Source organism: Camelimonas abortus (assembly GCF_042432745.1).
GTDB classification, from domain to species: domain Bacteria; phylum Pseudomonadota; class Alphaproteobacteria; order Rhizobiales; family Beijerinckiaceae; genus Camelimonas; species Camelimonas abortus.
In genome coordinates this window covers 2,865,411-2,888,353 of record NZ_JBHLWR010000006.1, presented here as the reverse complement: position 1 = coordinate 2,888,353, position 22,943 = coordinate 2,865,411, and the positions used below count along the sequence as shown (strand labels likewise).

Annotated in this window: 37 protein-coding genes and 1 pseudogene; 24 read left to right on the top strand and 14 right to left on the bottom strand. The window is 62.1% G+C overall.

The window, feature by feature from the left end; translation table 11 throughout:
* Window positions 1-46: 46 nt before the first annotated feature.
* Window positions 47-325 carry a hypothetical protein gene (locus tag ACFFJB_RS14915; protein ID WP_376829135.1) on the bottom strand — a complete coding sequence of 93 codons (279 nt, stop codon included), beginning with the start codon at window positions 323-325 and terminating at the stop codon, window positions 47-49.
* Between the two features lie 273 nt (window positions 326-598).
* Between ACFFJB_RS14915 and ACFFJB_RS14910 the strand changes: the two genes are divergently transcribed.
* The 7 genes from ACFFJB_RS14910 (at window position 599) to ACFFJB_RS14880 (ending at window position 4,771) form a co-directional block, all read left to right on the top strand.
* Window positions 599-940 (top strand): hypothetical protein, encoded by a 342-nt coding sequence (locus ACFFJB_RS14910; protein WP_376829133.1) that lies wholly within the window; start codon window positions 599-601, stop codon window positions 938-940.
* A 473-nt stretch (window positions 941-1,413) separates the two neighbouring features.
* Complete coding sequence (locus ACFFJB_RS14905) at window positions 1,414-2,181, top strand: hypothetical protein (RefSeq protein ID WP_376832472.1); 768 nt, start codon at window positions 1,414-1,416, stop codon at window positions 2,179-2,181.
* Window positions 2,178-2,594 carry a hypothetical protein gene (locus ACFFJB_RS14900; RefSeq protein ID WP_376832470.1) on the top strand — a complete coding sequence of 139 codons (417 nt, stop codon included), beginning with the start codon at window positions 2,178-2,180 and terminating at the stop codon, window positions 2,592-2,594. The genes ACFFJB_RS14905 and ACFFJB_RS14900 overlap by 4 nt, the downstream gene beginning before the upstream one ends.
* Window positions 2,595-2,771: 177 nt before the next feature.
* Window positions 2,772-3,284: a hypothetical protein gene (locus tag ACFFJB_RS14895; protein WP_376832468.1), complete on the top strand. Its 513-nt coding sequence runs from the start codon at window positions 2,772-2,774 to the stop codon at window positions 3,282-3,284.
* 34 nt (window positions 3,285-3,318) lie between these two features.
* Window positions 3,319-4,164, top strand: a complete 846-nt coding sequence (locus ACFFJB_RS14890) for a glycoside hydrolase family 108 protein (protein ID WP_376832466.1) — start codon at window positions 3,319-3,321, stop codon at window positions 4,162-4,164.
* The gene (locus ACFFJB_RS14885) at window positions 4,161-4,406 is read left to right on the top strand and encodes a hypothetical protein (RefSeq protein ID WP_376832465.1); all 246 of its coding nucleotides are present in this window, start codon (window positions 4,161-4,163) and stop codon (window positions 4,404-4,406) included. The genes ACFFJB_RS14890 and ACFFJB_RS14885 overlap by 4 nt, the downstream gene beginning before the upstream one ends.
* A 119-nt stretch (window positions 4,407-4,525) precedes the next feature.
* A complete protein-coding gene (locus tag ACFFJB_RS14880; protein ID WP_376832463.1) occupies window positions 4,526-4,771 on the top strand; it encodes a hypothetical protein in 246 nt (81 codons plus the stop codon).
* Between the two features lie 246 nt (window positions 4,772-5,017).
* Here the strand turns inward: ACFFJB_RS14880 and ACFFJB_RS14875 are convergent, their stop codons facing one another.
* The 13 genes and pseudogenes from ACFFJB_RS14875 to ACFFJB_RS14815 all read right to left on the bottom strand — a co-directional run bounded on the left by ACFFJB_RS14875 (window position 5,018) and on the right by ACFFJB_RS14815 (window position 11,510).
* Window positions 5,018-6,010 carry a tyrosine-type recombinase/integrase gene (locus tag ACFFJB_RS14875; protein WP_376828572.1) on the bottom strand — a complete coding sequence of 331 codons (993 nt, stop codon included), beginning with the start codon at window positions 6,008-6,010 and terminating at the stop codon, window positions 5,018-5,020.
* Window positions 6,011-6,024: 14 nt separating this feature from the next.
* A pseudogene (locus ACFFJB_RS14870) lies at window positions 6,025-6,180 on the bottom strand (helix-turn-helix domain-containing protein); the annotation flags it as partial.
* On the bottom strand, window positions 6,177-6,635 hold the full coding sequence (locus ACFFJB_RS14865) for a dCTP deaminase (protein ID WP_376828571.1): 459 nt from the start codon (window positions 6,633-6,635) through the stop codon (window positions 6,177-6,179). The pseudogene ACFFJB_RS14870 and the gene ACFFJB_RS14865, both read right to left, overlap by 4 nt.
* A complete protein-coding gene (gene thyX / locus ACFFJB_RS14860; protein WP_376829190.1) occupies window positions 6,632-7,318 on the bottom strand; it encodes an FAD-dependent thymidylate synthase in 687 nt (228 codons plus the stop codon). Before thyX ends, ACFFJB_RS14865 begins: the two co-directional genes overlap by 4 nt.
* Entirely contained in the window at window positions 7,315-7,872 is a 558-nt protein-coding gene (locus tag ACFFJB_RS14855) for a hypothetical protein (protein WP_376828565.1), read from the bottom strand. The genes thyX and ACFFJB_RS14855 overlap by 4 nt, the downstream gene beginning before the upstream one ends.
* Window positions 7,853-8,074 carry a hypothetical protein gene (locus ACFFJB_RS14850; protein WP_376828563.1) on the bottom strand — a complete coding sequence of 74 codons (222 nt, stop codon included), beginning with the start codon at window positions 8,072-8,074 and terminating at the stop codon, window positions 7,853-7,855. The genes ACFFJB_RS14855 and ACFFJB_RS14850 overlap by 20 nt, the downstream gene beginning before the upstream one ends.
* Window positions 8,067-8,348: a hypothetical protein gene (locus ACFFJB_RS14845; protein WP_376828561.1), complete on the bottom strand. Its 282-nt coding sequence runs from the start codon at window positions 8,346-8,348 to the stop codon at window positions 8,067-8,069. The genes ACFFJB_RS14850 and ACFFJB_RS14845 overlap by 8 nt, the downstream gene beginning before the upstream one ends.
* Window positions 8,341-8,667 (bottom strand): hypothetical protein, encoded by a 327-nt coding sequence (locus tag ACFFJB_RS14840; protein WP_376828560.1) that lies wholly within the window; start codon window positions 8,665-8,667, stop codon window positions 8,341-8,343. Before ACFFJB_RS14840 ends, ACFFJB_RS14845 begins: the two co-directional genes overlap by 8 nt.
* Window positions 8,668-8,895: 228 nt before the next feature.
* Window positions 8,896-9,213 carry a thioredoxin family protein gene (locus ACFFJB_RS14835; protein WP_376828558.1) on the bottom strand — a complete coding sequence of 106 codons (318 nt, stop codon included), beginning with the start codon at window positions 9,211-9,213 and terminating at the stop codon, window positions 8,896-8,898.
* Window positions 9,210-9,707: a hypothetical protein gene (locus ACFFJB_RS14830; protein WP_376829189.1), complete on the bottom strand. Its 498-nt coding sequence runs from the start codon at window positions 9,705-9,707 to the stop codon at window positions 9,210-9,212. The genes ACFFJB_RS14835 and ACFFJB_RS14830 overlap by 4 nt, the downstream gene beginning before the upstream one ends.
* A gap of 96 nt (window positions 9,708-9,803) precedes the next feature.
* A complete protein-coding gene (locus tag ACFFJB_RS14825) occupies window positions 9,804-10,085 on the bottom strand; it encodes a hypothetical protein (RefSeq protein WP_376829187.1) in 282 nt (93 codons plus the stop codon).
* Between the two features lie 5 nt (window positions 10,086-10,090).
* Complete coding sequence (locus ACFFJB_RS14820; protein WP_376829185.1) at window positions 10,091-10,453, bottom strand: hypothetical protein; 363 nt, start codon at window positions 10,451-10,453, stop codon at window positions 10,091-10,093.
* Window positions 10,454-10,628: 175 nt separating this feature from the next.
* Entirely contained in the window at window positions 10,629-11,510 is an 882-nt protein-coding gene (locus ACFFJB_RS14815; RefSeq protein ID WP_376829198.1) for a LexA family transcriptional regulator, read from the bottom strand.
* Between the two features lie 300 nt (window positions 11,511-11,810).
* Between ACFFJB_RS14815 and ACFFJB_RS14810 the strand changes: the two genes are divergently transcribed.
* From ACFFJB_RS14810 to ACFFJB_RS14730, 17 genes are all read left to right on the top strand, one after another.
* Window positions 11,811-12,233, top strand: a complete 423-nt coding sequence (locus tag ACFFJB_RS14810) for a hypothetical protein (RefSeq protein WP_376829183.1) — start codon at window positions 11,811-11,813, stop codon at window positions 12,231-12,233.
* On the top strand, window positions 12,226-12,477 hold the full coding sequence (locus tag ACFFJB_RS14805) for a DUF2312 domain-containing protein (RefSeq protein WP_376829181.1): 252 nt from the start codon (window positions 12,226-12,228) through the stop codon (window positions 12,475-12,477). The genes ACFFJB_RS14810 and ACFFJB_RS14805 overlap by 8 nt, the downstream gene beginning before the upstream one ends.
* 36 nt (window positions 12,478-12,513) lie before the next feature.
* A complete protein-coding gene (locus ACFFJB_RS14800; protein WP_376829179.1) occupies window positions 12,514-12,693 on the top strand; it encodes a hypothetical protein in 180 nt (59 codons plus the stop codon).
* The gene (locus tag ACFFJB_RS14795) at window positions 12,665-13,291 is read left to right on the top strand and encodes a lambda exonuclease family protein (RefSeq protein WP_376829177.1); all 627 of its coding nucleotides are present in this window, start codon (window positions 12,665-12,667) and stop codon (window positions 13,289-13,291) included. The genes ACFFJB_RS14800 and ACFFJB_RS14795 overlap by 29 nt, the downstream gene beginning before the upstream one ends.
* Complete coding sequence (locus ACFFJB_RS14790; protein WP_376829175.1) at window positions 13,291-13,941, top strand: ERF family protein; 651 nt, start codon at window positions 13,291-13,293, stop codon at window positions 13,939-13,941. Before ACFFJB_RS14795 ends, ACFFJB_RS14790 begins: the two co-directional genes overlap by 1 nt.
* Window positions 13,942-13,943: 2 nt before the next feature.
* Window positions 13,944-14,315, top strand: a complete 372-nt coding sequence (locus ACFFJB_RS14785) for a single-stranded DNA-binding protein (protein WP_376829173.1) — start codon at window positions 13,944-13,946, stop codon at window positions 14,313-14,315.
* Window positions 14,316-14,325: 10 nt separating this feature from the next.
* Window positions 14,326-14,715: a recombination protein NinB gene (locus ACFFJB_RS14780; RefSeq protein ID WP_376829172.1), complete on the top strand. Its 390-nt coding sequence runs from the start codon at window positions 14,326-14,328 to the stop codon at window positions 14,713-14,715.
* Entirely contained in the window at window positions 14,712-15,107 is a 396-nt protein-coding gene (locus ACFFJB_RS14775) for a VRR-NUC domain-containing protein (protein ID WP_376829170.1), read from the top strand. Before ACFFJB_RS14780 ends, ACFFJB_RS14775 begins: the two co-directional genes overlap by 4 nt.
* Complete coding sequence (locus tag ACFFJB_RS14770; protein WP_376829168.1) at window positions 15,104-15,454, top strand: HNH endonuclease; 351 nt, start codon at window positions 15,104-15,106, stop codon at window positions 15,452-15,454. Before ACFFJB_RS14775 ends, ACFFJB_RS14770 begins: the two co-directional genes overlap by 4 nt.
* Window positions 15,451-16,224, top strand: coding sequence for a helix-turn-helix domain-containing protein (locus ACFFJB_RS14765; RefSeq protein WP_376829166.1), 774 nt, complete (start codon window positions 15,451-15,453; stop codon window positions 16,222-16,224). The genes ACFFJB_RS14770 and ACFFJB_RS14765 overlap by 4 nt, the downstream gene beginning before the upstream one ends.
* Window positions 16,221-17,069: a hypothetical protein gene (locus ACFFJB_RS14760; protein WP_376829208.1), complete on the top strand. Its 849-nt coding sequence runs from the start codon at window positions 16,221-16,223 to the stop codon at window positions 17,067-17,069. Before ACFFJB_RS14765 ends, ACFFJB_RS14760 begins: the two co-directional genes overlap by 4 nt.
* Before the next feature lie 49 nt (window positions 17,070-17,118).
* Window positions 17,119-17,445, top strand: coding sequence for a hypothetical protein (locus ACFFJB_RS14755; RefSeq protein ID WP_376829206.1), 327 nt, complete (start codon window positions 17,119-17,121; stop codon window positions 17,443-17,445).
* Window positions 17,442-17,759: a DUF6378 domain-containing protein gene (locus ACFFJB_RS14750; protein WP_376829161.1), complete on the top strand. Its 318-nt coding sequence runs from the start codon at window positions 17,442-17,444 to the stop codon at window positions 17,757-17,759. Before ACFFJB_RS14755 ends, ACFFJB_RS14750 begins: the two co-directional genes overlap by 4 nt.
* 42 nt (window positions 17,760-17,801) lie before the next feature.
* Window positions 17,802-18,398 (top strand): hypothetical protein, encoded by a 597-nt coding sequence (locus ACFFJB_RS14745; protein WP_376829159.1) that lies wholly within the window; start codon window positions 17,802-17,804, stop codon window positions 18,396-18,398.
* Window positions 18,399-18,971: 573 nt separating this feature from the next.
* The gene (locus tag ACFFJB_RS14740) at window positions 18,972-19,385 is read left to right on the top strand and encodes a hypothetical protein (RefSeq protein ID WP_376829158.1); all 414 of its coding nucleotides are present in this window, start codon (window positions 18,972-18,974) and stop codon (window positions 19,383-19,385) included.
* A gap of 13 nt (window positions 19,386-19,398) precedes the next feature.
* Window positions 19,399-20,670 (top strand): phage terminase large subunit, encoded by a 1,272-nt coding sequence (locus tag ACFFJB_RS14735; protein ID WP_376829156.1) that lies wholly within the window; start codon window positions 19,399-19,401, stop codon window positions 20,668-20,670.
* Window positions 20,667-22,910 carry a portal protein gene (locus ACFFJB_RS14730; protein ID WP_376829154.1) on the top strand — a complete coding sequence of 748 codons (2,244 nt, stop codon included), beginning with the start codon at window positions 20,667-20,669 and terminating at the stop codon, window positions 22,908-22,910. Before ACFFJB_RS14735 ends, ACFFJB_RS14730 begins: the two co-directional genes overlap by 4 nt.
* The last annotated feature ends 33 nt before the right edge of the window (window positions 22,911-22,943 follow it).

The following is a 22,943-nucleotide window of genomic DNA, read 5'->3' as shown; positions in this document are numbered from 1 at the left end:
CCATCGTTAGCGGGAACGTCTCCATAACGCTCCCGCCGCCATCGCCTTATCGTGTCGCCTTTCGGAACTCGATTCCGCATTTTTTCATGCGGGACGCCTGCTCAATGGCTTCCATCTCGCCTTTGAGGCGCGCTACCTCAGCACTGGTCGCACCATCGCCCTTGATAAAGAACAGGGCGGGCCAGAACAGGACAATGCCGACGCCTGTAGCAACAGCGTCATTGGTCGATTTCTGATCTTGAACGCCAATAGCTTGCGCTGCCCTTTGCGACAGACGTTGCGCCTCATAGGAGATTTCGTCGCAAGTGAAGTCTTTGTAGATCATGGGCGAGACATATGCCGCGCCGATGTTCTCCGATTTAGACGCACACGCTGCCAGCACCAGACACGCTAGCCCAACAATCCCAAGTCTCATGCTTAGCCCCCATAGCGATTCCGCGACGCTAGCACGGCCAGTTCAAACGGAAAACGTAACGCAGCGTCAGCCACCCTACCCGCTCATCAAGCGCCATCTCATCCAGCGGCGGTGGATAGATCAACCATCGCCCCCCCCTGTTCAGCAAGCCGCCTCCGGGCGGCGTTTTCTATGGAGCCGCCAATGGCCGGTGCTGGCTATTCCGTCGACTTGTCATTCACCGACGATGAGGCGTTTGAATTCGCCGTCGCGCTGTCGTCTGCCACCGATGAGCCTATTGAGTGGGACGATTACCGTGCCGAGTATTCAGTCCGGCGCGAGGATCAGCAGCTGGCGCTCCTGACCAGTGACAACGGCATCGACGCTGACGTGATCGATGGCGAGTTTTTGTTGACCATTTCATCGCCGTCGCTGGCGCTGGAGCCGGGTTGCTATCGCCACGGCCTGCGGCTTGTCGAAATCGAGACGGGCAAAGCGGCGCAGCTGTTCGACGGCATCATCACCATCACCGAAGGGAATTTCTGATGAGCGTTGCTCTTCTTAACCGGCAGCGCGTGCGCCTGCGCGTGCTGCCCGGCCTCGTTGGCCCTCAGGGTCCCAAGGGTGATCCGGGGCCTCAGGGCGAGCCCGGCCCCCCCGGAGAGACTGGTCCGCAGGGTCCGACTGGGCCTAAGGGAGACCAGGGTGTGCCTGGTCCCCAGGGCTCGGTAGGTCCTATGGGGCCTCAGGGACCTAAGGGAGACAAAGGCGATCAAGGCGCCAGCTTTACTGTTAACGCTACAGGGCCACTAGCAGACAGAAGCCTTTACGACAGCGAGCCTGTTGGGTTTTCGTTCCTGTCTACGGATGAAGGGCTGCTGTATATTCGTGAGGGAGCCTCGGGGTGGTCTCCCGGTATTCCGTTCGGTAAGGGCGACACCGGTCCTGGCGTTGCGCCTGGGGGCTCCTCCGGGCAGGTGTTATCCAAGACGTCTTCAACCGATTATGACACAGGGTGGGTGACGCTGACCAAGGCCGACGTTGGCCTCGGCAACGTTGACAACACGTCTGACCTCGCCAAGCCGGTCAGCAGCGCCACGCAGGCCGCGCTGAATGGCAAGGCTAACGCCAGCGTCACCATCTCTGCCGGAACGGGTCTGACAGGCGGCGGCGACCTCACTTCCAACAGGACGATTTCGCTCGACGCCGCATCTGTCGCTAGTTTGGCGATGGCCGACGCCGCTGTTCGCTACGACACCGACTCTCAGGGCCTGAACAGTACGCAACGCACCAACGCCCTGACGAACCTTGGCGTTACGAGTACCGGCAGGAGTGTGCTCACAGCAGCAAGCCAGTCAGGTGCGCGCACAGCCATTGAGGCACAGCAGTCGCATGCAAACCTGACGGCGCTGTCCGGCGTATCGGCTGCCGCAGACCGTTTGCCGTATTTCAACGGCGCGTCGTCAATGACGTATACGACGCTGTCGGCATTCGCCCGCACGCTTCTGGACGATGCGGATGCTGCGGCGGCCCGCACGACACTCGGAGCCGCTCCGCTCCCGAAATCCACGATCGGCACTGGCATCTGGCTCCCATTCCAGTCCAGTGCGCCGGGACAGCCCGCAATCCTTCCGGCAGGCGGCACATACGCATATTTTTTGATCACCTATAATGCGTCTGGTGTGATCTCGGGCCCGGTTAGCGCAGGCATAGCGGCAGGGGGGGCGACGGTTGGCGTCCCCATGTCGAACATCTACCACAGCGGTCTCGCATGGAGCATCGCATGACGATCCTACTCATCTATCGGCGACCGGACGGAACCTTTGTGGCCGACCTGAACGGGCTTCCGTACCACGTCATCCCATCTGATCCCTATTGGGATGAAGCCGTGGCTGAAGCGGCCCGTCTCGGCGACGCGCTGCCCTTTGAGCCTGAGCCAGAGCCACAGCCGCAAGCCATCCCGCCACTGACGCGCCGCCAGCTGCGCCTCGGACTGCTGTATGCTGGCATCTCCACGTCGCAGGTGGAGGACGCGATTGCGGCGATCCCGGACCCGACAGATCGGGAGGTCGCTTTGATCGAGTGGCAGGACGCCACGATCTACGAGCGCAGCCACCCGCTGATTGACCAGATCGGGTCGGCGCTCGGCCTGACGCCGGAGCAGATCGACGCGATGTGGGCAGACGCCGCAGCGCTGTGACCAGCAGCACACCCCGGACAACAGCCCGCCTTCTGGCGGGCTTTTTTTGTCGGAGGATACTATGTGGCTCCGAATGACGATGGCGGCCCTTGCGCTGGCCGCCCTGACCGCGTGCGCGGGCCGGGATAGTGCTTCCCGCCTGCACGACGTGGTGCGCTACCACTATGAGGGCGGGCGATGACGGCGGTGCTGGTCGTCCTGCTGTGCGCAGTCCTGAACCGGATGCGTGGTGACGACCGCTGGCGGCCCCGCTGGCTCCCTGGGCGGGCGCTCTGGTACGTAACGCCGCTGGTTGCCGGTGCTGCCGTCATGCAGACTGGATCGGCGCTGCTCGGCGCTATCTGGGCGCTTGGCTATCTGCTCTGGGCCACCCCGTCATGGGGCCATCTGATCGGCATGGGGCGATTCATGCCGGATCGCTCGCCGGGCTGGTTCGAGGCGATGTTGCTGGACTGGTCGCGCGGGCGCATCCCGCTGGCCTTCTGGGCGCGAAATTTGCTCGCCTTGCCTGCGTTCGCCGGCATCGCTCTTGTCTATGGCAGCGCGTGGCCTGCCCTGCTCGCCTTTCCGTTCGCGGCGTTGATTGTGGTCGCATACGAGGCAGCATGGCGGCTCCGACCGCACAACCCGATATGGCTCGCAGAGGCGCTAACCGGCGCGCTCTGGGGGCTCGCAATCCTGACCATCTGACCCGCTTCGGCGGGCTTTTTTATGGGTGCTCCACATGGCTGCATCAACGTACAAAGAGGCTCTTTCCGCCGTGCTGAAGCACGAAGGCGGCTACGTGAACCATCCGGCAGACCCTGGCGGCGCTACCAACCGTGGCGTCACCCAGCGGGTCTATGATGCCGAGCGCAAGCGGCGTGGTCTGCCTACTCGGTCCGTCCGGCAGATCACTGACGCCGAATTGCAGGCGATCTATCGTCAGCAGTATTGGGAGAAAATCCGCGGAGACGACCTGCCGCCTGGTGTGGATTACGTCGTCTTTGACGGCGCGGTGAATAGCGGCGTCGCTCAGTCGGCAAAGTGGCTTCAGCGAGCGCTGGGTGTCCGCGTGGACGGCATCATCGGCAATGCGACCATCGCCGCGTGCTGGGACGTGAAAGACCATGACGCGCTGATTGCCGACATTTGCGCGCGTCGCATGGCTTTCCTTCAGGCACTCAAAACCTGGCCGACGTTCGGAAAGGGCTGGTCGCGGCGCGTCTCTGACGTGCTCAGAACGGGCCAGCAGTGGGCGCGTGGCAAGGTAGGTCCGGCTGTCACCGTCGTCGAGCCAGGCATGTCCGCCAAAGCGAATGTCGAGGATGCACGCCCGTTGCCATCCAGCGGCATGGCTGACGCGGCTATCGGCGGCGGGTCTGTGCTCGGCGTGATCGGCGGGGCGCTTGAAGGTGCTCGTGATGCGCTGACGCCTCTTGCCGGCGGGTCTGCCACTGTCAATGGCATCGTCGCCGTGCTGGTTGTCGCTGGCGTGGCGCTTGCTGTCGGCGGCGCTATCTGGCGGGCGCAGCAGCAGCGCAAGGCGGCGCAGGTGGCTGACGCGCTAGGCTATGCGGTGGCGGCATGATTGCATTCATTCTCACTCACTGGCGCACTGTGGCCGCGATTGGCGCTGTCGCGGTGCTCGCGCTGCTCGCGTGGCGCATCAATGATCTGGCCTATGAGCGCGGCAAGGCCGACGCCACCGCCCGGCAAATCCACATTGAAAGAGGGCTTACCGATGAAGCGAATCGCGCTGATGCTGACGCTCGCCGCTGTGCTGCCGATCCTGACTGCCTGCGCCGCGACGACGGGTGGCGTAGGGACTGAAGCGACGTGCGCTCAATGGCGCGCGATTAGCTGGAGCCAGCACGACACTGCCGAGACGATTGGCGAAGTGAAAGCATCGAATGCACGCCGCAAGGCCTGGTGCGAGTGAGGTGGCACGCATGGAGCTAGCAGCTTGGCAGGAGATTGCCGCCGTCGTCGCCATTATGTCTGTGCTCAGCGGAGTTGTGTGGAAGCTTCAATCCCAGATCAACCAGCAGTCGCGTGAGTTGGACGCGTTCAGGGTCGAGGTTGCCCAAACCTACGTCACCGCAAAGGCCATGCGCGAGATGGAGGATCGCATCAGCCAGGCGATTGGCCGGCTGGCTGACAGGCTCGACAGGCTGTTTGAGATAGGGCCGAGATGACGGGCGTTAGGTTCAATGAACCTGCGAGCACTCCGCAATTTTAGCCTAAGTCATTGATTTTATGGTGGGCCCGGCAGGACTCGAACCTGCAACCAGACCGTTATGAGCAGGCGGCGGATCGTTGAATCTCTTGCGTTCTGGCGAAAAGAGCAGACTTTACAATGCGCTTTTCCGAACCTGATTCAGCCATTCGCCGCCTGTCCAGGTTCAATGAACCTGCGAGCACTCCGTAAAATATGGCTAGCGTCATGCAATACGCTTGATGCTCGTGAAATCCAGTATTTCAGCCTCATCACGCAGATGGTCTGGCGAAAAGCGCGCATAGACCCGTTCTGTTACTGCCGTGCTGCTGTGGCCCAGGTACTGACTAATGCGCGCCATCGGCACTCCTGCCGCCGCCAGATGAACGGCGGCTGTATGGCGCAGGACGTGGGGCGTCACGTTTTCAAGTCCAGCGGCAGCAACGGCGGCGTTAAACCCCGTCTTGATGCTTTTGACCGGCCGGCCCGCCCATTCGATGACATGATCCGTCAGCGCACCAGATCGGGCATGTTCTAGCGCAGCGCGAAGCCCGGCGTTCATCGGGACAATTGCCCGGCCCTTGCGCGGCCCTGTCGCATCCGTGCGCAAGTTTATCTGGCCGCGTTCCATGTCCACGCGATCCCACGTCAATTCGAGCACAGCGCCGACGCGCCCGGCGGTGGACAGCATGAGCAGGATCGACAACCTGATGTGATGCGCCATCGGCGCGTCAAGCAGCCGCGCGATTTCAGCCGTCGTAAGGTATCGCTCTTTTGGGGCTGGCTTCGCAGGCCGGTCAATGCGTGGGGCTTTGTCCCGGCCAAGCGCCCACACCAGCGCCGTGCGCAGGTGGCCTAATTCAGTCCATATCGTGCCATCATGCTTGCCTGCCTTGCGCCGGGCTGCTGTGTAATCCCGGCACTTGGCCGTCGTGACCTGCTCTGGGCGAAGGTGGCCGAAGAAAGGCCCTATGGCCTTCCATTCATGGCGCATGGCCTCTGCCACACGCCGTCCTTCCTTTTCTGCACGGTAGGCATCCCATATATCGGCAATGGTTCCCGTGTCGGGATTGCCAGCATCCCTGCGGATCGTGTCTAGCGCCTCGCGCTCCGCGTCCTTCGCGTTGAGTGCTTTAAGACGATAACGCTTTCGCTTCCCGTCAATCCACCATGAGACGACGTATCGCCCGTTGAGGCGTCCGATGCTGTAATCTGGCATGCCTGATACTCTGCGATGGCGTCAGCCGGGATTCTAATCAGTTTGGAGCCTAACCGGAAAGCGCGGAGTTCGCCGCGCTTTATCAGGTTGCGGACGTGGTTGCCCGTGCAGCCCCATATTTCTGCAACCTGCTCAGGCGTGAAAACGCGCGCGACTTTTGCTGTGGTCATTCCGCGCTCCTTTCAAGGATGGCCTCAACGGGTCGGTCAGGCTGTGATTGATATTTACCGGCGTATGGAACCGTCGGCATGTCGAGCCGCTGGAACACAACCTGCGCAATCGGATCGCCTGCCGCGATCCTGATGTGGTTGGTGTGGTGCTGGTTTTTCAGCTCAAGGGTCAGCCAGCCGTGCCATCCTGGCTCGATCACCGTATTAAACACAGACAACCCCTGCCGTGCCCATGTGCTCTTGTCGTGGACGATAGCCAGCACGTCGTCGGGCATCTCGAAGTGCTCGACGGTTGACGCCAGCGAGAACTCGCCGGCGCGCAGGAAAACGTCCTGTTTGATGCGCACGTCATAGCCTGCGTGCGATAGGCCGTAGGAGCGGCCATTGTGAATGGTGTGCTCGCAGAACGGGCGGACCGGCTGGATGGCGCGGATGGTGGCGGCAGAAAGGATCATGCCTCGCCTCCCGTGAGCGCCCCCCAAGCCACAGGAAACAGCGGCCTGATGATCGCATCCCATTGTTTCGCAAGGTCCTGGATTTCGCGCTGTGCGGTTTCATGGGTGCGTAGGGTGTACGCGCGAGCGAAGGCTGCCAGGGAGCCGGTCACATAATAACTCGTCAACATACTCTGAGGCAGGACCATGCGGGCTTGTTCAGGAGCAGTACCAAGGCGCAGCAATTCATTATAAAGCGTCACGGCTTCCTTGGCGTAGCAGGCCACAGCCTCACGGGTCCTATGGCCCATCTCCACAGGCTCATCGCTACTCCCCTGCTTCACGTGGTCCGCGCGTTTCCGCCAGACTTCCGGCTCATAGAACTCCGGCTCGTCGTCTACGTAGCGGCGGCTCACCTCGTTGTATGAGAAACCTACTACGTGTTTGAAACGCTGCCGGGCCACAAAGATCGGTACGGTTTCACGCATGGTAATCATGCAGTGCGTGAAGGGCGTGAAGTGGTTGTGACGGGCCAGGTAGGCGATAAGCTTGGCGTCGCGGGCGGACAGCCGCTCTAGGTACACATCATCCTCGCCGGAGAAGTGCTCCTTGTCCCACTCACTCTCCTTGTCGAATGAAACCCTGGCCGCATTGGCCACCACCAGGTCACTACCCATGTGCTGGATGTATTCTGCTGTAATCATTCGCTCCCCCTTGCCCTGATGGCGGCTTCCATCAGCGCGGCGACAGCTGCCTCGCGAGTTGCGAAGACACGACCGTCCTGGAGACGCCTTTGATCCGTGGCCCGGCCGTCCCACTCGCTCCACCAGAGATCGTCGAAGTCATCACTCACGCACCAATATGCGGTCCCCTTTTCCGGCGGCTCTTTCAGCGGCTCCGGCACGGGCAGCATGACAAAAAAATTGGTGGCCGATTTCGCAACGGGGCGCAGGCATGACAGCAGAACGGTGCTGTGCGATCCGTCGCGCTCGCGCACCCATGCCACATCTCCGTTGCGAGCCAGCACCGTCACTTGCCGCGCTGGATTATCCCCATCGACGGTGGCTTGCGCCGGCAGCGGGCACGTCGCCAGATCGACCGGGGCTGGGCGGAGCACTTTGAGCCTCGACGTATCTACCGATGCACCGCAAATCCTGCCGTCGTGCGCCTCATAGGTGATGATGGCCGATCCCTTCAGGTCATCGACAGACATCACCTCCACTTCCAGCGCGCACACATCACCTTTGCTCATGTTCATCAGACATACCTCCGGCGTTCGCGCTCTCTGCGCGCAGCGCGTCCCACTCTGCCCGCAGCGCCTCGATCTCGGCCTGTAGCGTGGCGGTGTGGTGCAGGACGTTGGCGCGGGCGTAGGCTTGCATCTGGTCGTAGCTCCACGCTTGATACATCCCAACGGCCTCGCCCTTCGGCATCGGCAGCAGCTTGATGTCGTCAGTCATTGCTCGCCTCCCGCGCCTGGAGCATGGCGTCTGCCAAGCGGTACGCGATGGTCGCAACACGTTCTGCAACGGTTGGGCCACCAGCATCTCGCTGGTAGTCGATGTTGGGGTAGTCGCTATCCGCGCTCGTCGCAGTCATCATTGCGGCGGCGATGTGCCCGGCGAACCAGTCGCGGAGCGACATGCCGGGATTGCCGTGGTAATGCGATCCATCGCTGTGCTTCTCATTCCAGGGAAATGCCGGCCCGCCGTCGTTGATTTTCTGGTCAGTCATTGTCGCCTCCGCCATCCAGATCCTTGTTCACGATCTTGCCCACTAGGCACGCGCGGACGCGGCGCTCGAAGTCGGCCTGGGCGGCGGCTTTGGCAGCCTCCAAGGAAGGGTATGTCCGGTTGTGATCCATGCCCTTCATGAAGTGCACACGGCGCGCAATCCGTGTGTCGATGATGTATGCCTCGCCGATCCCGCCGGCGCTCGCGACCAGCCCGGCGGGATGCTCCTCCCACACCAGCGGCTTGACCTTCACCTGCGGGCTGGCGGCTGGAGGCCAGTAATCCAAATCAACGTCTAATTGCGTCCCGTCGTCGCTCATCCGAACCGCGCTTACCGGAACGGATTGAAAGCCTTGGATGCACCCGGAGGACGTAACAAATCGGGCTGTTACATCGGGCGTCACCGGCTCCTGCGCAGGCGCGGCAGGGGCGGCGGCGAGCATATCGCGGGCATCCTCTAGCCCTGCCTTGATCTTCTGAAACGCTTTCTCTGTCATCAGACAAACTCCAGGCATTCGCGCTCCTGCGCAGGCACGTCGCGCGGCGCGTCAGTCATGGCTGGCCTCCCGCTTCGTCAGCGCGATCAGGGCCTCTGCGTGGGCGCGGGCGGCGGCTGCCTCCTTCAGAGCAGCCGGAAGGCGGATGCGGATCTGCGCGGCAGTAATCAGGTCAACCTGCTTGTCCGCGTCATCGACAATCGAGATTGCCGGGATTCCGCGAACGCCGTGCGCGTCAGCAACGTCGGGCTGTTCGCCCATGTCGATGTATTCCAGCGTAACGCCATGGTTGGTCGTCTCGCGCTCGACAAATGGCTTCAGCTGCTGGCATGCCTGACACCAGGGGCCGGTGAAGTACAAAACCTTCATGCTGCGATCCTTTTGGCGAAGTGCTCACGGTAGAAGCCGTGCTGGTCGCGGAGCATATCGAGCAGCTTTCGCGCGGACTTTTGCGCGGCGGCGTCCAGCTTTTCCTTGGCGAAGTGCTCCTGAACGCCGGTCAGCAGAACTTCCAGCGCGTCTCCGAACGCGGAGCCTGCGCACAGTTCAATCGTTCCTGACGACAGCAGTTCTTCAATCAGGTAGTAATGCGTCATGCCGATGCGAGCGCCGGGCCGGTTGTTCAATTCGACGGCGATCTGCCGGCAGACACGCATTGCTCGGTTCAGAAGTTTTTCGGCCCGCTTGTGGTCAAGATGCTCAATCAGTTCCCACACGGCGAAATAGCAGCCATTGAGTACGCCGCGCGTGTAGTGGCGTTCTTCATCGGTGCGCTGGATCGGGTACTGCGACTGCGCGAAGTCATAGACCATGATCGGCAGTATCAGCAGTTCGCAGCAGAGCCTGTCGTTGTGCCAGTTCATGCTGACCTCACAGCCAGACAGAGCAGGCGTAGTCAGCCACGCCGCCGATGATGCAAGAGGCTGCGAACAGCCAGAGGAATTCGGTGGCGGTCATGGTCACTCCGCAGGCTTGGCGGTGGCAGGCCAATCGATGGGCGACAGGCCAGCGGCCTCGCGCAGTTCATCAATGGCGGCCTTGGCGCTTTCGATGTGCCGGCGAGCATCCAGCCCGCACGACGCTGCGATTTCGTGGCAGATCATGTGCCCGGTCAGCGCCCCGATGGCGCTGGCGACCGCTATAGACGGCAGAGAAGCCATGCCGTTGAGGTAAATGCCGCGCATATCAACGACGCTACCGGAAGCAGTTGCAGGCTCATGATTGATTCCGATGTGCTTCATGGCGCTCACTCCGCAGCCATGCGCATGTCGTTGCGATAGTCGGCGTAGCCATCCGAACGCCTGGACTGGTAGTGGCCGTAGTAAGCGAGGCCGTAGCTGTCGATCAGATCGACGGCAGCGAAGCTGGGGGTCTCGGAGTCGCGGTAGCTGTTCAACGCCAGCTCTGTCGCAACGTCTTCTGTCACGTCGCGCATCTGTCCGTCGGAGTGCGAATACTCCCAGACGCGGAATATCGTCTCGACGTCCGCTCCATTGATCTGGCGAGCCAGTTCGGCCAGCGACTGCGCGTCGTCAAACTCAATGGTGGGATCAAGCCCGTCGCATGATCCGTGGATCAGGAAATAGCGGGGCGGAATCTCGTTGCCCATGTCGGTCTCCATGCCGTGTGGCGATGGAGTGATGATTGCAAAACGCAGACCTCATGTCAATTGCGAAATGCAGAATAAATTGCGTGACGCAATCAGGCGCACTTGCCGGGTGCATAACAGGCAATAAAAAACCCCGCTCGAAGGCGGGGCTAGGAAGCGCAGCGAGTGTCTGTGGCTACTTGGTTCGCCACTGTCCCGAGCGGATGACGGTGTGAACCTCTGCCGCCCACTCTACGACCACATCCTCAATGAGTGGCGCATTGACGCTTTCGAGGTTGAACAGACCCTGGGCGCGTCCTCTCCGCAGCCGTTTCACGAAGTAGCGCCCGTCTGCCAGCTTCACGATGCACTCTTTGCCGATCAGGTCCAATGGGTCGCGCCCATCCCGGAAATACCCGATCACGTCACCGTCATCGTACCTGGGGTACATAGAATCCCCCCGGACAATGACGCCGATTGTTCCGTCTGCCACAGGGAGGGCTGTATCAAAGACCTCCATAGGCTCCCCTGGCGCATGATCATCAATTCCGTACACTTCGGCTCCTGCCCCCACATGACCGTACACCTCTAGCCTAAAGCTAGGCGGTAGCTCATGTGGATCGCCCTCGCCGAATGCCAGCCATGCAGCTGAGACACGGAATGCGTCGGCATATGCCTTCAGTTCCTCCATGCGAATGCCGCGTGTTCCGGCCTCATGGCCAGAGTATGTGCCATAGGGGACGCCCAGCCGCTCAGCGGCAGCCCTGGCTGTTTTGATGCCGCGCGCGATGCGCGCCTGCTTGAGTCTGTCATGCACTTCCATGTCGGCAGTATGCAGAGCCGCTGATTGCAAATCTGATAATTCAGGCTTGACGTGGATGATTGCGTAATGCAGATTAGTTTGCGTCATGCAGAATTTTTCATCCGTTATCGATGCCCTTGGCGGTTCGGTCCAGTTCGCAAAAGCGATCGGATGCAGCGTGGGCACAACCAGTGCATGGAAAAGCCGCGACTCCATCCCGCCCCGGCACTGGCGGCGGGTGGTCGAGGTTGCACGCCGCAAGCGGGTGCGAGGCATCACGTTTGAGGTCCTCGCCGACCTCGCAGCCCAAAAAGAACGGAGGGCGTCATGAACGCCCCCCGCCTGTCTCACCGGATCCGGGCGCGCTCACGTGCGCCCGCACGAGGCCCCCACGGGGCGCGTCCTCCCTGAAACTGGCCGGGGGCTTTGACGGCTCCCGGCACCTTTTCAGACGCGACGAGACGCTGCCGCTCCAGCCTGCCAAGGATTAAAGCGGCAACGTCTCCTACAGATCGCCAGTTTTCCGTCTCTTTCGCCAAGTCGCCTCCTTTCTGAACACCAGTGGAGCACAGGCGAATGGGACGGGGCATCCAGCAACAGCGGATAAATCATCCGCAAACGGGGGCGCGAATGACAGACGCCGCCATCACTGATCTTGACCGGCTGCGCGACATGGAACGCGCCGCTGTTCGCCGGGAGCAAATGCGCTCCGGCGGATCAATAGACGACGCTCGCAGGCGAGTTGCTTCGCGGGCCGGGATCGCTCCTGGCACGCTCTACAACATCGCCCGCGACCGCCTGAAACGCCTTGATGCGCGCGTGCGCGATGCGCTCACCGCCTACGCCATCAAGGACATGGAGCGCGAAATGCGGGGGCTAGCGCATGAACTGGAAGTGGCTCGCCAAGTGGGCGGCTCTGCGCGTTCGGTGGATCTGGACCAAGTGGAAGCTCTGCTGGCGGAAGCCAAGGCGCTATTAGCGGAGGCTATACGTGAATGATGTAGCGAGCACCGGCATAGCAGCCGATGAACTGCGACAGATTGTGGAGCGCATTGAGCGCTTCGACGCAGAGATTGCGGACCTGAACGCAGGCAAGAAGGACGTTTACGCCGAAGCCCGTGGCCGTGGCTTCGAAGTGAAGATCATCAAGCAGGTCATCGCTTTGCGCCGCAAGGATGCTGCCGAGCGCCAGGAGCACGAAGCCGTCCTGGAATTGTACCTGCAAGCACTCGGCATGGCGTGACGCCCTCACGTGTAGGCGCACGCGTAGGAGGCAGCAATGCAACGCCTCAACGAAATCTACGTAGCCAGCCAGAAGGCCGAAAAGACCCGGCGGCTGGTGATCGAACAGCAAGCCAAGGCCAACGGTCTGCGCGTCATCGGATGGCGCAACGGCAAGCCGGTGGTCAGGAAATATCAGGGAGCAGGACATGCAACAGGGGAGCGTCGAATGGCTTAACGCCCGCGTCGGCAAGGTGACTGCCTCGCGCGTCGCTGACGTGATCGCCCGCACGAAATCCGGGTATTCCGCCAGCCGTGACGCCTACATGTCGCAATTGCTGGTCGAGCGACTGACCGGGATTCCGGCGCAGCAATACACCAGCCCTGCGATGCAATGGGGCACCGATACGGAGCCGCAGGCGCGTGACGCATACAGCTTCCTGCACAACGTCCGCGTCGAGCAGGTCGGCTTGATCGAGCATCCAGTGATCGGCATGTCGGCTGCTTCGCCCGACGGCCTGGTGGGCGCAGATGGCCTGGTCGAAATCAAGTGCCCGAATACCCACACGCACATTGATACGCTTCTGTCGGAGCGCATCCCGGCTCAATACGAGGCGCAGATGCTCTGGCAGATGGCCTGCACCGGCCGCGACTGGTGCGATTTCGTCAGCTTCGATCCGCGTGTGCCGGCAGAGTTGCAGATTTTCGTGAAGCGGTTCCACCGCGACGCCGAACGCATCGCCAGCATTGAGGCCGAAGTCATCAAGTTTCTTGCAGAACTGGACGACAAGCTGTCCGCTCTGCGCGCCCGCTATTACCGGCAGGAGGCCGCGTGATGACCGATCAGATCATCTCCGAAGTGATGGAAATGTCCGCCGACATTTCAGCATGGGCGCCAGCTTTCGTGGAAGCACAGAAGGCTATGGGCGACGTGATCAAGACCAAGCGCAATGACCACTTCAAGTCGAAGTATGCCGAACTGGCCGACGTGATTGACGCGGTGCAGGGCGCTCTGAACGCCAACGGGTTCAGCATCATTCAGCCCGTCTCGACGGAGGCGGGAGGGTCGGTTGTCCGCATCACGACCATGCTGATGCACAAGAGCGGCCAGTGGGTGCGATCCACGCTCTCTCTGCGCCCGGTGAAGCCTGATCCGCAGGGTGTTGGCTCTGCCATCACCTATGGTCGCCGCTATGGCCTGATGGCGATGACAGGCGTTGCTCCCGAGGATGACGACGGCAACGCCGCCAGTGGCCGCGATGGCCGCTCGCAGCCCATGCAGACGCCGCCCGCTCCGAACGCCGCCGCGACAGCCGCTGAAATCGAGCGCGAGATTGACCAGGCTGAGACTGAGGCAGCGCTGAAAGAAGTGCTCGCCCGCAATAGCCAGCGCCTCGCCGCTCTGCCTGACGCCACCAAAGAGCACCTGCGCAAGGTCTACGCGCTCAAGCAAGCCGCGATCCGTGAATTCAGCAAGGCAGCCTGACCATGAAAAACATCACCATTGCCGGCAACATTGGCCGTGACGCAGTAACCCGCACGACTGGCAGCGGCGACAAGGTGACGGGCTGGCCCGTTGCTGTCGAGGAACGTGGACCTGATGGCAAGCGCACGCTCTGGTTTGACGTGGCGCTGTGGGGTAAGCGCGGCGAAAGCCTGTCGCAATACCTGACCAAGGGGTCGCGCGTCGCTGTGTCCGGTGATCTGTCCACCCGCGAGCATGATGGGAAGACCTATCTCACCGTTCGCGCGGATCAGGTCACGCTTTTGGGCGGTGGATCCGATCGGGCAATCGCACCGGGCAATGACAACGCTGGCGGCAACTATGCCGACCAACTGTCAGACGACATCCCATTCTGATGGGCGATCCATGGCGCAGACAGTGATCCTACGCGGCGCATCGCAACGGGCCTTCGCAAAGACCCTGATTGATCGCGCACCAGTTGACGCCGTGGTGACTGTAAAAGCCGCCACGCGCACCAACGAGCAGAACGCGCTTCTCTGGTCACTTCTCAGCGAAATCAGTCGCGCAAAGCCGGAAGGCCGGCACTGGACGCCTGAGACCTGGAAATGCGCGTTCATGCACGCGCTAGGCCACCAGGTGCAGTTCGCAGATGGGCTGGATGGATCGGGGCCGTTCCCACTCGGCTTCCGGTCTTCCCGCCTCACGGTCCGGCAAATGTCTGACCTGATCGAAGCAATTCACGAATACGGCGCCCGGCACGGCGTCCGATTCCACGACTCTACGGAGGCCGTATGATTATCGCAAAGCCTCAGAGGCGCAAGAGGGTTCAGCGGGAGCTTGGCCCGCACAAGGCCATCGCCGCCTTTCTCGACTGCGCATTGCCGGAGGAATACCGCTACACGCACGTTCCGAACGGCGGCGCGCGCGATGCCCGCACTGGTGCGATGCTCAAGGCAATGGGCGTCAAGGCTGGCGTGCCGGACATGGTGGTGTTCGGTCCCGGCTCCTGGTGTGGCCTGTTGGAAATCAAGCCAGCCAATGGCGGCGCGTTGTCGCCAAGCCAGAAGGCATGGGCGGAATGGGCTGGCCAGAATAGCGTCTGCTACGCCGTTGTGCGGTCTGTCGGAGACGTTCAGGTCGCGCTGAATGACTGGCGCATCCCTCTGCGAGCGGAGGTGGCGGCATGAAGCGCAAGAGCCTCACCGCTGCCCAGCGTGTCCGCGTGTTCGATGCGGCTGGTGGCGTCTGCCATATTTGCTCACTGCGCATACAGGTGGGCGAGCCGTGGGACGTTGAGCATTGCAAGCCTCTCTGGCTCGGCGGTGCTGACGAGCCGTCCAACATGCGGCCAGCGCATATCCGTTGCCATGCGGTCAAGACGGCTGGCGAGGCGAAGACCCGCGCCAAAACCGACCGCGTGCGCGCCATTCACCTCGGCATCAAACCGAAATCCCGCAATCCGATCCCAGGCAGCAAGGCGTCCGGCTGGAAGCGCCGCATGGATGGGACAGTCGTTCGGAGGGATGCGCGATGAACGCCCCGATCCGGTTCTACACAACAGCGGAATTGATGCAGCTCTATGGGCTTGTGCCGACGTCTGTCAGGGCTGATTCCGCCCGCGCGTCAGACCGGGCCTATAAGGCACGCAAGAAGGCAGAGCGCAAGGCGGCGGAAGAGCGCAAGGAGCGCAAGCGCGCGTCAGACCGGGCCTATAAGGCGCGCAAGAAGGCAGAGCGCGAGGCGGCTCTAGCCGCAGAGGCCCAACGCAAGGCGGCGGAAGAGCGCGCCGTGCGTATGGCCGAAGAGCGCGCCCAACGCGAAGCCCACCGCAAAGCCAGAGAGCGCGAGCGAAGGCGTATCAAGCGAGCGCAGGCGCTGGCGGAACGCCAGCGCCGCGAGATGGCTGAAAAGCTTGCCCGCACCAACGCCATGCTCTCTGACCTGCGTGCGAGGGGAGAGCGTGACATCCTCCTGGTCGGCAGCGCCAAGTGGTCGCTGCTCGATGTTGAGAAGGCTGTGTGTGAGCACGCAGGAGCCACAAGGGCCAGCCTTCAGGCAGTCGCCGGGCGATCTCCCCCCTTGGTTAACGCCCGGCACGCTATCTGGTTCGTCGCCCGTCATGGGCTGCTGATGAGTCTGACAGGCATCGGCATGCGGATGAACCGCGATCATTCGAGCATCTTGTACGGCATCCGCCGCGCGGCCAAGGCTGTCGAGCGCTCCGGCATCTCCCTGACGCAACACGCACCGAACGACGCGATCCGCGTCTATGAGGCGCTGCAATCACAGGATGGCAGGCCATGAGCAAGCCGTGGCTCAAATTTTACCCGGCTGACTGGCAGTCGGAAGTCACGCTCAAGCGCGTTTCTCGCGCCGCTCGCTCGCTCTGGATCGACATTATTTGCCTGATCCATCAGGGCGGTGACGGTCGCCTGCACTTCAACGGTCAAAACCCGACTGAGCGCGACCTTGCGGCTGTGCTCGGAGATGATCCGCGCACCATCCGCAGGCTGATGCGCGAGCTGGAAGACGCAGGCGTGTTTACGAGGAACGACGAAAACTTCGTCACATCTCGACGCATACTTCGCGATAACTTTAAGGCCGAACGAGACAAGAATAACGGCAAACTTGGCGGCAACCCCGCCTTAAAAAACAATGGGTTAGCGGAAAAGGGGGTTAACCCCCGGGTTAAAGCCCAGAAGCCAGAAGCCAGAAGCCAGAGGCTAGAAGAAGAAAATAGGAGGGATGCGCGCACTGCTTCGCAGCCCGCGCCACGCGCCGCCAATTCGCGCGGCTCTACCATCCCTGACGACTGGTCGCCCAAGGCATCCCACTACGACCTCGCCCGCCAGTACGGACTGGACGCAGCGTGGGTGGATCGCCGGGCAGACGCCATGCGGGATTGGGCCATTGGCAACCGCAATCGTGCCGTCGCCCGAAAAGCAGACTGGGACCGGACATTCACCGGCTGGCTTCGCCGTGATGCAGAGCAGGCCGCCAGCCGCAAAACCCAGATCATCCCCTTCGCCAAGCATCAGGAGCGCCGCAATGGCCACGCAATCTCTGACGCACTCGCAGAACTCCATGCCATCGCAGAGGCCGCAGAGCACGGTGGGTTTCCGCCGACCGGACGCGGTTTCGGTCACTGAGGCAACCAGCTACGCCCGCATGCTGATGGGATGTTTCCCGCAGAAGGACGTGGGCGACGTGAAGTTGTTCGCCGCCGCCATGGTTCAGCTCATGAGCGACTACCCGGCCTACGTGCTGGCCGATGTGGTTAGCCCGCGATCCGGCCTGCCTGTCCAGTGCAAATGGATGCCGTCCATGGCCGAAGTGAAAGCCGCCTGCGAGGAATCCGCCGCCAGGCACGCGATGGCCCGGCGTGAGGCGGAACAGCGCCGACAGGCAGCGTCTGATCGCTGCGCCAGGCCCTGCGATCCAGAGCGCGCCGCAGCGATCCTGCGCGCAGTGTCCGACGAGTTGCGCCGCAAGGCCGCTGAGGCTGGCTTGGGAGACGCAGAATGACGCATCCAGTCCGTTCTATCCTCGACCACTGCGCCGCCATCGTTGACCAGCGCGGCCAGCCCTACGGCGGCATCGAAGACAGCTTCGCCAGAGCCGCCACGATTGCCGGCGCACTGATCGGCAAGGCGCTGGACCCCGCCGACGTGGCTCTGGTGCTTCACGCGGTCAAGCTGGCCCGCCTCGCTGGCAATCCCGGCCACGCCGACAGCTACGACGACGGGATCAACTACCTGGCTTTCGCCCGCCACCTGCGCGGCGTCCCCGCGCCGACTGTCAAAACGTATGACCCGATCAGGACACCCATCCCGATCTGAAGCCAGCCGACGCCAAGCCCATCACTGCCCAAGGACGCCCGAATGTCGAAGCTCAAGCTCAAGCTCAAGCGCAAGTCTGGTCGCAAGCCCGTGGCGGGTGTGATCCGCTCCGCATCGGGTCGCATCGCAAAAGCCCACAGGAAGCCCGTGGAGACGCAAGAACAGATTCTGGCTGTCGCCATAGCCCAGCCCCATCGAAGGGGCTTCAGCGACCCTAAGAATCCATTTTTGGGCTATTCTGTAGGCCGACTGTTCGCCGCAGGGCAGATCAGCCAGATCCAGCACGACGCAGCAGAGTGGTACGGCAAGCTCTGGCTGTCCTATCACCGGCACATCACCGGCATCACGCCGCCTCGCGTGAGCGCGCACCTGAGCGAGTTCGTCGCCGCCAGCAATTTCCGCCTTCCCCACGGCAACGACAACGAGAACTGGCACGCGATTGACCTGCTGCGCGCCCGCATGGATGGATTGCAGGAGGCTTTCGCTGAGCGCGGCCAGCACTTCACCGCAAACAAGCTACTGCCTGCGGTATGCGTGTTCGACATACCCCCAGCGGCTTGTGACGTGGTGGCGCTGCGCGAGACGCTGAACACTGTGTGGCGTTTTATGCAGAGGGGCTTGACAACCGCGCGCGCGTGACGCATTATCGGGGCCGAAATTTCTGGTGGGAGTCCGCCATTGAGCCGGGTCAAGCGCCCCGCTTGTTGATTCTGAGATTGCGACCGCCTTGGCAGAGCGCAGCGGGGATCAGGTGAGCCCAGCGGGTTCTGCCCCAGCGCACGTTCACAGACCACGGCGGCGCAAGCTAATCCACCCCAGCCGAGACGCATAGTCTGGCTTCGCTTGAGTACAAGCGTGCATCGTACCACTAGCCGCGATGTGGGGTGTAGTAATTGCGCGGTCGGTCTCTCTCTGCCCTCCCCCCTGGTGGCTATGATTGATCGCGCAAACCGTGTCTGCGCCTAGCGCTCCCCGTAACCGGGAGCACTGACGACCTGGGCATGTCGCAGAACTGCCCATACACTCCCTCGCTGGCGACGGCGACGTTCGGATCCGGAAATAACCGCCACTTGCATGAACCTGCGCTCTTAACTGCGTCCTTATGAGCACAGCTTCAGCACAAGGCACTGTCACGACAAGGCGGCCTTCGCCGGAGGCTTACGTCTCACTCAGCATCGAGTGGCTTCTCCAGATAACAGCACAGGTCGCGCAATGAGTGACAAGCCGAAAGGCGGACGGCCTACAGAATACCGCCCTGAGTATTGCGAGCGCGTAATCCAGCTTGGCCGCGAGGGAGCAAGCAAGGCGGAAATGGCGCATGCACTTGGTGTGAGCCGCAACACCCTCGACAATTGGGCAGAAGCAAACCCCGAGTTTTTGAGCGCCGTAAAGGAGGCTGTCTCGCTAGCTCAGGGCTGGTGGGAAAGTGAAGGACGCAAGGCGACGTTCGGGCTTGTTCCTGGCTTCAACGCAACAGCCTTCATCTTCAACATGAAGAACCGTTTCCCCGACGACTGGCGCGAGAAAACGCAGCAGGAAATCAGCGGACCAAACGGCGGCGCTATTCCGATTACAGCGGTGGAGAGAGTCGTTGTCAGGCCGAAGGATACAGATTCCAACGGCTGAGGTTTTCCTGCCATTGCTGGAGCCTGCGCGAGACAAGGGGGCGTTCGGCGGTCGCGGCTCAGGAAAGAGCCATTTCTTCGCTGGCCTGATGATCGAGGATTGCCTGGCTGCCCCCGGTGAGATTGGCGAGGGGATGCGAGCGCTCTGCATCCGTGAGGTGCAGAAGGATCTGACGCAATCAGCAAAGGCGCTCATTGAGGCGAAGCTGGTGGCGTTCGGGCTTGGCGAGGCGGATGGCTTCAAAGTGTTCCGCGACGTGATCCAGACGCCAGGCGACGGCATCATCATCTTCAAGGGCATGAACGATTACAGCGCCGACAGCGTGAAGTCGCTGGAAGGCTTCCGTCGCGCATGGTGGGAAGAGGCTCACACGGCCACGGCTCGCTCAATCAGCCTGCTGCGCCCGACGATGCGCGCGGCTGGAGCGCAGATGTGGTGGTCATGGAATCCGAAGCGGCGCGTTGATCCGGTTGATGTGATGCTGCGCGGGCCAGAGCGGCCCACTGGAGCCGTCGTGGTGCAGGCCAACTGGCGCGACAATCCATGGTTCACGCCGGAACTGGAGCAGGAACGGCAGGACTGTCTGCGCATGTCGCCTGACCAGTACGACCACATCTGGGAGGGCGATTACGCTACGGTGAGCGTCGGCGCTTACTACGCCGCCAGTCTGACGCAGGCGAGGAGCGAGGGCCGCATCTGCCGCGTGGTCGCTGATCCGCTGATGCAGGTTCGCGCCGTCTGGGACATTGGCGGCACCGGCGCAAAGGCCGACGCCTGCTCGATCTGGATATGCCAGTTTGTCGGGCGCGAAATCCGCGTGCTCGACTACTACGAGGCGCAGGGGCAGCCGCTCGCCACGCACGTCAACTGGCTTCGCGACAATGGCTATGGCAAGGCGCTGTGCATCCTGCCGCATGACGGCGCGACGCAGGATCGCGTTTTCGACGTGTCATATGAGAGCGCGCTGCGGCAGGCAGGCTTTGAGGTCGTCGTTGTACCGAACCAAGGGCGCGGCGCTGCAATGGCTCGCATTGAAGCTGCCCGGCGCATGTTCCCCGCCATCTGGTTCGATGAAGCGAAGACGGAAGCCGGTCGCGAGGCGCTGGGCGCTTATCACGCGCGCCGGGATGAGGCACGCGGCATCGACCTTGGGCCTGAACACGACTGGTCATCGCACGCGGCCGATGCCTTTGGCCTGATGTGCGTGGCCTACGAAGAGCCCAAGGTTAAGCGCGAAAAGAAACGTCCCGCTGGTTATGCGCGCGGCGGCTGGATGGGTGCATGAGCATGGCGGAAAGCGACAAGAAGCCAGAGAGCACGACCGCTGACGACGGTGAGTTCCTGCGTCTTGCGCATGAGCGTTACAACTCCGGCTATGAGCGCGAGCGCGAGAATATCCGCGAGGCGTATTATGACCTGGAATTCCACGCTGGCCTGAACCAGTGGGAAGATGAGGCGAGGCGTGTCCGCGAGGGCCGTCCATGCGTGACCATCAATGCCCTGCCGACGTACACGCGCCAGATCACGGGCGACATGCGCCAGATGCGTCCGGCCATCAAATGCGTCGGCGTTGACGACAACGCTGACCCGGAGACTGCCGAAGCGCTGTCGGCTGTGATCCGCTACATCGAAAACCGCAGCAAGGCGCAGTCTGCTGTCTATTCGATGGCCGCTGATAGCCAGGTTGTCTGTGGCATCGCTCACTGGCGCGTCATGACGGAATACGCCTCCGACACGACGTTTGACCAGGATATTCGGCTGGCGCTGATTGACGACGGCGTGTCCGTGATCTGGGACCCGGACAGCACGGACCTCGCCCGCTCTGACGCCCGCTGGTGCTTCGTGCCGGTTGATATGAGCCATGCGGCTTTCAAGGACCGCTACCCAGGCAAGACAGTTCAGGACTGGACGACGAATTATGCCATAGACGGTGGCTTGTGGGCGTCTGACGACCACATTCGCGTGGCTGAGTACTGGTATAAGAAGACCGTCAAGCACCGCCTCGTGCTGCTCAAGAATGGCAGCGTCTATGACCTGGACGACCCGAACGAGCGCCGCGCTGAGCAGAACGCTGAGATTGTCGAGGCGGCCCGCGCTGCCGATATGGTCGCTCGTGAAGACGCTCGCACGGTCGATGAAGTCTGGCGCGCTGTTATCTCATGCGGTGAAGTGCTTGAGGCGCCCACGCGCCACGTCGGGCGTCATATCCCGATTGTGCCGGTGATCGGCAATGAGCAGACAATCGGTCGCCGGCGCATCCGATATGGTGCGATCCGCTTCGCCCGTGATCCGCAGCGGCTGTACAATTACGGGCGTTCAGCGCAGATTGAGTTGACCGCGCTCCAGCCGAAAGTGCCGTACGTTGGCACTGAGAAGAATTTCGAGGAATACGAGGATGAATGGCAGATCGCCAACAGCGCGAGCCTGCCATATCTGCGCTACACGCCTGACCCGGCCAATGGTGGTCAGCGCCCGTCGCGTGAGCAGCCGCCTGTCCCGTCGCCTGCGCTTTTGCAGGAGATCAGCCTTGCCGCAGAAGACATTAAGCGGACCATCGGCATTTACGATGCTTCGCTCGGCGCTCAGTCTAACGAAACGTCTGGCAAGGCCATTCTCGCTCGCCAGCGTGAGGGCGACGTAGGCGCGTTTGTGTACGTGGATCATTTCACCTATGCGATCCAGCGCACGGGCGAGATTCTCGTTGACCTGATCCCGCGCATTTACGACACGGCGCGCACGCTGCGCATTGCCGGCGAAGACGGGACCATTGAAGAACTGGCGATCAACCAGCCGAACGGCATCGCTGTTGAAGGCGCTGCGCCGATCCTGAATGACCTGACCGTTGGCAGCTATGACGTAACGCTGTCTATGGGTCCGAGCTACACCACGCGGCGCGAGGAAGCCCGCGAGGGTATGCGGGAACTGGTTCAGTCGGCTCCGCAACTGTTCCCGGCTATTGGCGATCTGTACGTGCAGGCGCAGGACTGGCCGATGGCCGACAAGATGGCCGAACGCCTGAAGGCGATTGCCCCGCCGCAAATCCAGCAACTGATTGCGCAGGACAGCAAAGAGCAGCCTGCCCCGCCGCCTGAGCCATCGCCGGCTGAACAGCAGGCCATGCAGATGGAGATGGCCGCCAAGGACGCTGAGACGCGCCAGAAACTGGCTCTGGCTGCGAAAGCAGAGGCTGACGCGCAGAAGGCGCAGATTGAACTGGAGCGGCTTGCAATGGAGGCGCAGCTTGCCGCGAGCATGCCGGCAGAGCCAGTCGCGCCGCAGCCAGCCGCTGATCCTCGCGTGGACGAAATCGCCGGGGCTGTTCAGGAATTGCAGGCTGTCGTGGGCGACCTGTTCGCCATGCTGCAACAGCCGCCAGAGCCGCCGCAGGACATGCCACAGGAATTGCCGCCCGATACGATGGGCGCGCCGCCTGAGATGGCGATTGATCCAGAGATGATGCCGACAGAGCCGCCGCAGGGCGGCTCTTTGGTTGGCCCTGACGATCCCGGCCAAGCGCCGGTCTGACCTTCACGCAGGCAGGCGCATGACGCGCCAGTC

Bases quoted from the DNA above. Each gene is read 5' to 3' on its own strand.
- ACFFJB_RS14780 (WP_376829172.1), top strand. From the start codon at position 14,326: ATGGCGCAGACAGTGATCCTACGCGGCGCATCGCAACGGGCCTTCGCA.
- ACFFJB_RS14800 (WP_376829179.1), top strand. From the start codon at position 12,514: ATGCAACGCCTCAACGAAATCTACGTAGCCAGCCAGAAGGCCGAAAAG.
- ACFFJB_RS14915 (WP_376829135.1), bottom strand. From the start codon at position 325: ATGATCTACAAAGACTTCACTTGCGACGAAATCTCCTATGAGGCGCAA.
- ACFFJB_RS14885 (WP_376832465.1), top strand. From the start codon at position 4,161: ATGATTGCATTCATTCTCACTCACTGGCGCACTGTGGCCGCGATTGGC.
- ACFFJB_RS14815 (WP_376829198.1), bottom strand. From the start codon at position 11,510: ATGCCTCGCACCCGCTTGCGGCGTGCAACCTCGACCACCCGCCGCCAG.
- ACFFJB_RS14830 (WP_376829189.1), bottom strand. From the start codon at position 9,707: ATGAACTGGCACAACGACAGGCTCTGCTGCGAACTGCTGATACTGCCG.
- ACFFJB_RS14865 (WP_376828571.1), bottom strand. From the start codon at position 6,635: ATGATCCTTTCTGCCGCCACCATCCGCGCCATCCAGCCGGTCCGCCCG.
- ACFFJB_RS14835 (WP_376828558.1), bottom strand. From the start codon at position 9,213: ATGAAGGTTTTGTACTTCACCGGCCCCTGGTGTCAGGCATGCCAGCAG.
- ACFFJB_RS14880 (WP_376832463.1), top strand. From the start codon at position 4,526: ATGGAGCTAGCAGCTTGGCAGGAGATTGCCGCCGTCGTCGCCATTATG.
- ACFFJB_RS14850 (WP_376828563.1), bottom strand. From the start codon at position 8,074: ATGACTGACGACATCAAGCTGCTGCCGATGCCGAAGGGCGAGGCCGTT.
- ACFFJB_RS14890 (WP_376832466.1), top strand. From the start codon at position 3,319: ATGGCTGCATCAACGTACAAAGAGGCTCTTTCCGCCGTGCTGAAGCAC.
- ACFFJB_RS14895 (WP_376832468.1), top strand. From the start codon at position 2,772: ATGACGGCGGTGCTGGTCGTCCTGCTGTGCGCAGTCCTGAACCGGATG.
- ACFFJB_RS14820 (WP_376829185.1), bottom strand. From the start codon at position 10,453: ATGGGCAACGAGATTCCGCCCCGCTATTTCCTGATCCACGGATCATGC.
- ACFFJB_RS14825 (WP_376829187.1), bottom strand. From the start codon at position 10,085: ATGAAGCACATCGGAATCAATCATGAGCCTGCAACTGCTTCCGGTAGC.
- ACFFJB_RS14840 (WP_376828560.1), bottom strand. From the start codon at position 8,667: ATGAGCGACGACGGGACGCAATTAGACGTTGATTTGGATTACTGGCCT.
- ACFFJB_RS14750 (WP_376829161.1), top strand. From the start codon at position 17,442: ATGACGCATCCAGTCCGTTCTATCCTCGACCACTGCGCCGCCATCGTT.
- ACFFJB_RS14900 (WP_376832470.1), top strand. From the start codon at position 2,178: ATGACGATCCTACTCATCTATCGGCGACCGGACGGAACCTTTGTGGCC.
- ACFFJB_RS14855 (WP_376828565.1), bottom strand. From the start codon at position 7,872: ATGAACATGAGCAAAGGTGATGTGTGCGCGCTGGAAGTGGAGGTGATG.
- ACFFJB_RS14795 (WP_376829177.1), top strand. From the start codon at position 12,665: ATGCAACAGGGGAGCGTCGAATGGCTTAACGCCCGCGTCGGCAAGGTG.
- ACFFJB_RS14810 (WP_376829183.1), top strand. From the start codon at position 11,811: ATGGGACGGGGCATCCAGCAACAGCGGATAAATCATCCGCAAACGGGG.
- ACFFJB_RS14910 (WP_376829133.1), top strand. From the start codon at position 599: ATGGCCGGTGCTGGCTATTCCGTCGACTTGTCATTCACCGACGATGAG.
- ACFFJB_RS14765 (WP_376829166.1), top strand. From the start codon at position 15,451: ATGAACGCCCCGATCCGGTTCTACACAACAGCGGAATTGATGCAGCTC.
- ACFFJB_RS14745 (WP_376829159.1), top strand. From the start codon at position 17,802: ATGTCGAAGCTCAAGCTCAAGCTCAAGCGCAAGTCTGGTCGCAAGCCC.
- ACFFJB_RS14790 (WP_376829175.1), top strand. From the start codon at position 13,291: ATGACCGATCAGATCATCTCCGAAGTGATGGAAATGTCCGCCGACATT.
- ACFFJB_RS14775 (WP_376829170.1), top strand. From the start codon at position 14,712: ATGATTATCGCAAAGCCTCAGAGGCGCAAGAGGGTTCAGCGGGAGCTT.
- ACFFJB_RS14875 (WP_376828572.1), bottom strand. From the start codon at position 6,010: ATGCCAGATTACAGCATCGGACGCCTCAACGGGCGATACGTCGTCTCA.
- ACFFJB_RS14740 (WP_376829158.1), top strand. From the start codon at position 18,972: ATGAGTGACAAGCCGAAAGGCGGACGGCCTACAGAATACCGCCCTGAG.
- ACFFJB_RS14785 (WP_376829173.1), top strand. From the start codon at position 13,944: ATGAAAAACATCACCATTGCCGGCAACATTGGCCGTGACGCAGTAACC.
- ACFFJB_RS14845 (WP_376828561.1), bottom strand. From the start codon at position 8,348: ATGACTGACCAGAAAATCAACGACGGCGGGCCGGCATTTCCCTGGAAT.
- ACFFJB_RS14760 (WP_376829208.1), top strand. From the start codon at position 16,221: ATGAGCAAGCCGTGGCTCAAATTTTACCCGGCTGACTGGCAGTCGGAA.
- ACFFJB_RS14730 (WP_376829154.1), top strand. From the start codon at position 20,667: ATGAGCATGGCGGAAAGCGACAAGAAGCCAGAGAGCACGACCGCTGAC.
- ACFFJB_RS14770 (WP_376829168.1), top strand. From the start codon at position 15,104: ATGAAGCGCAAGAGCCTCACCGCTGCCCAGCGTGTCCGCGTGTTCGAT.
- thyX (WP_376829190.1), bottom strand. From the start codon at position 7,318: ATGATTACAGCAGAATACATCCAGCACATGGGTAGTGACCTGGTGGTG.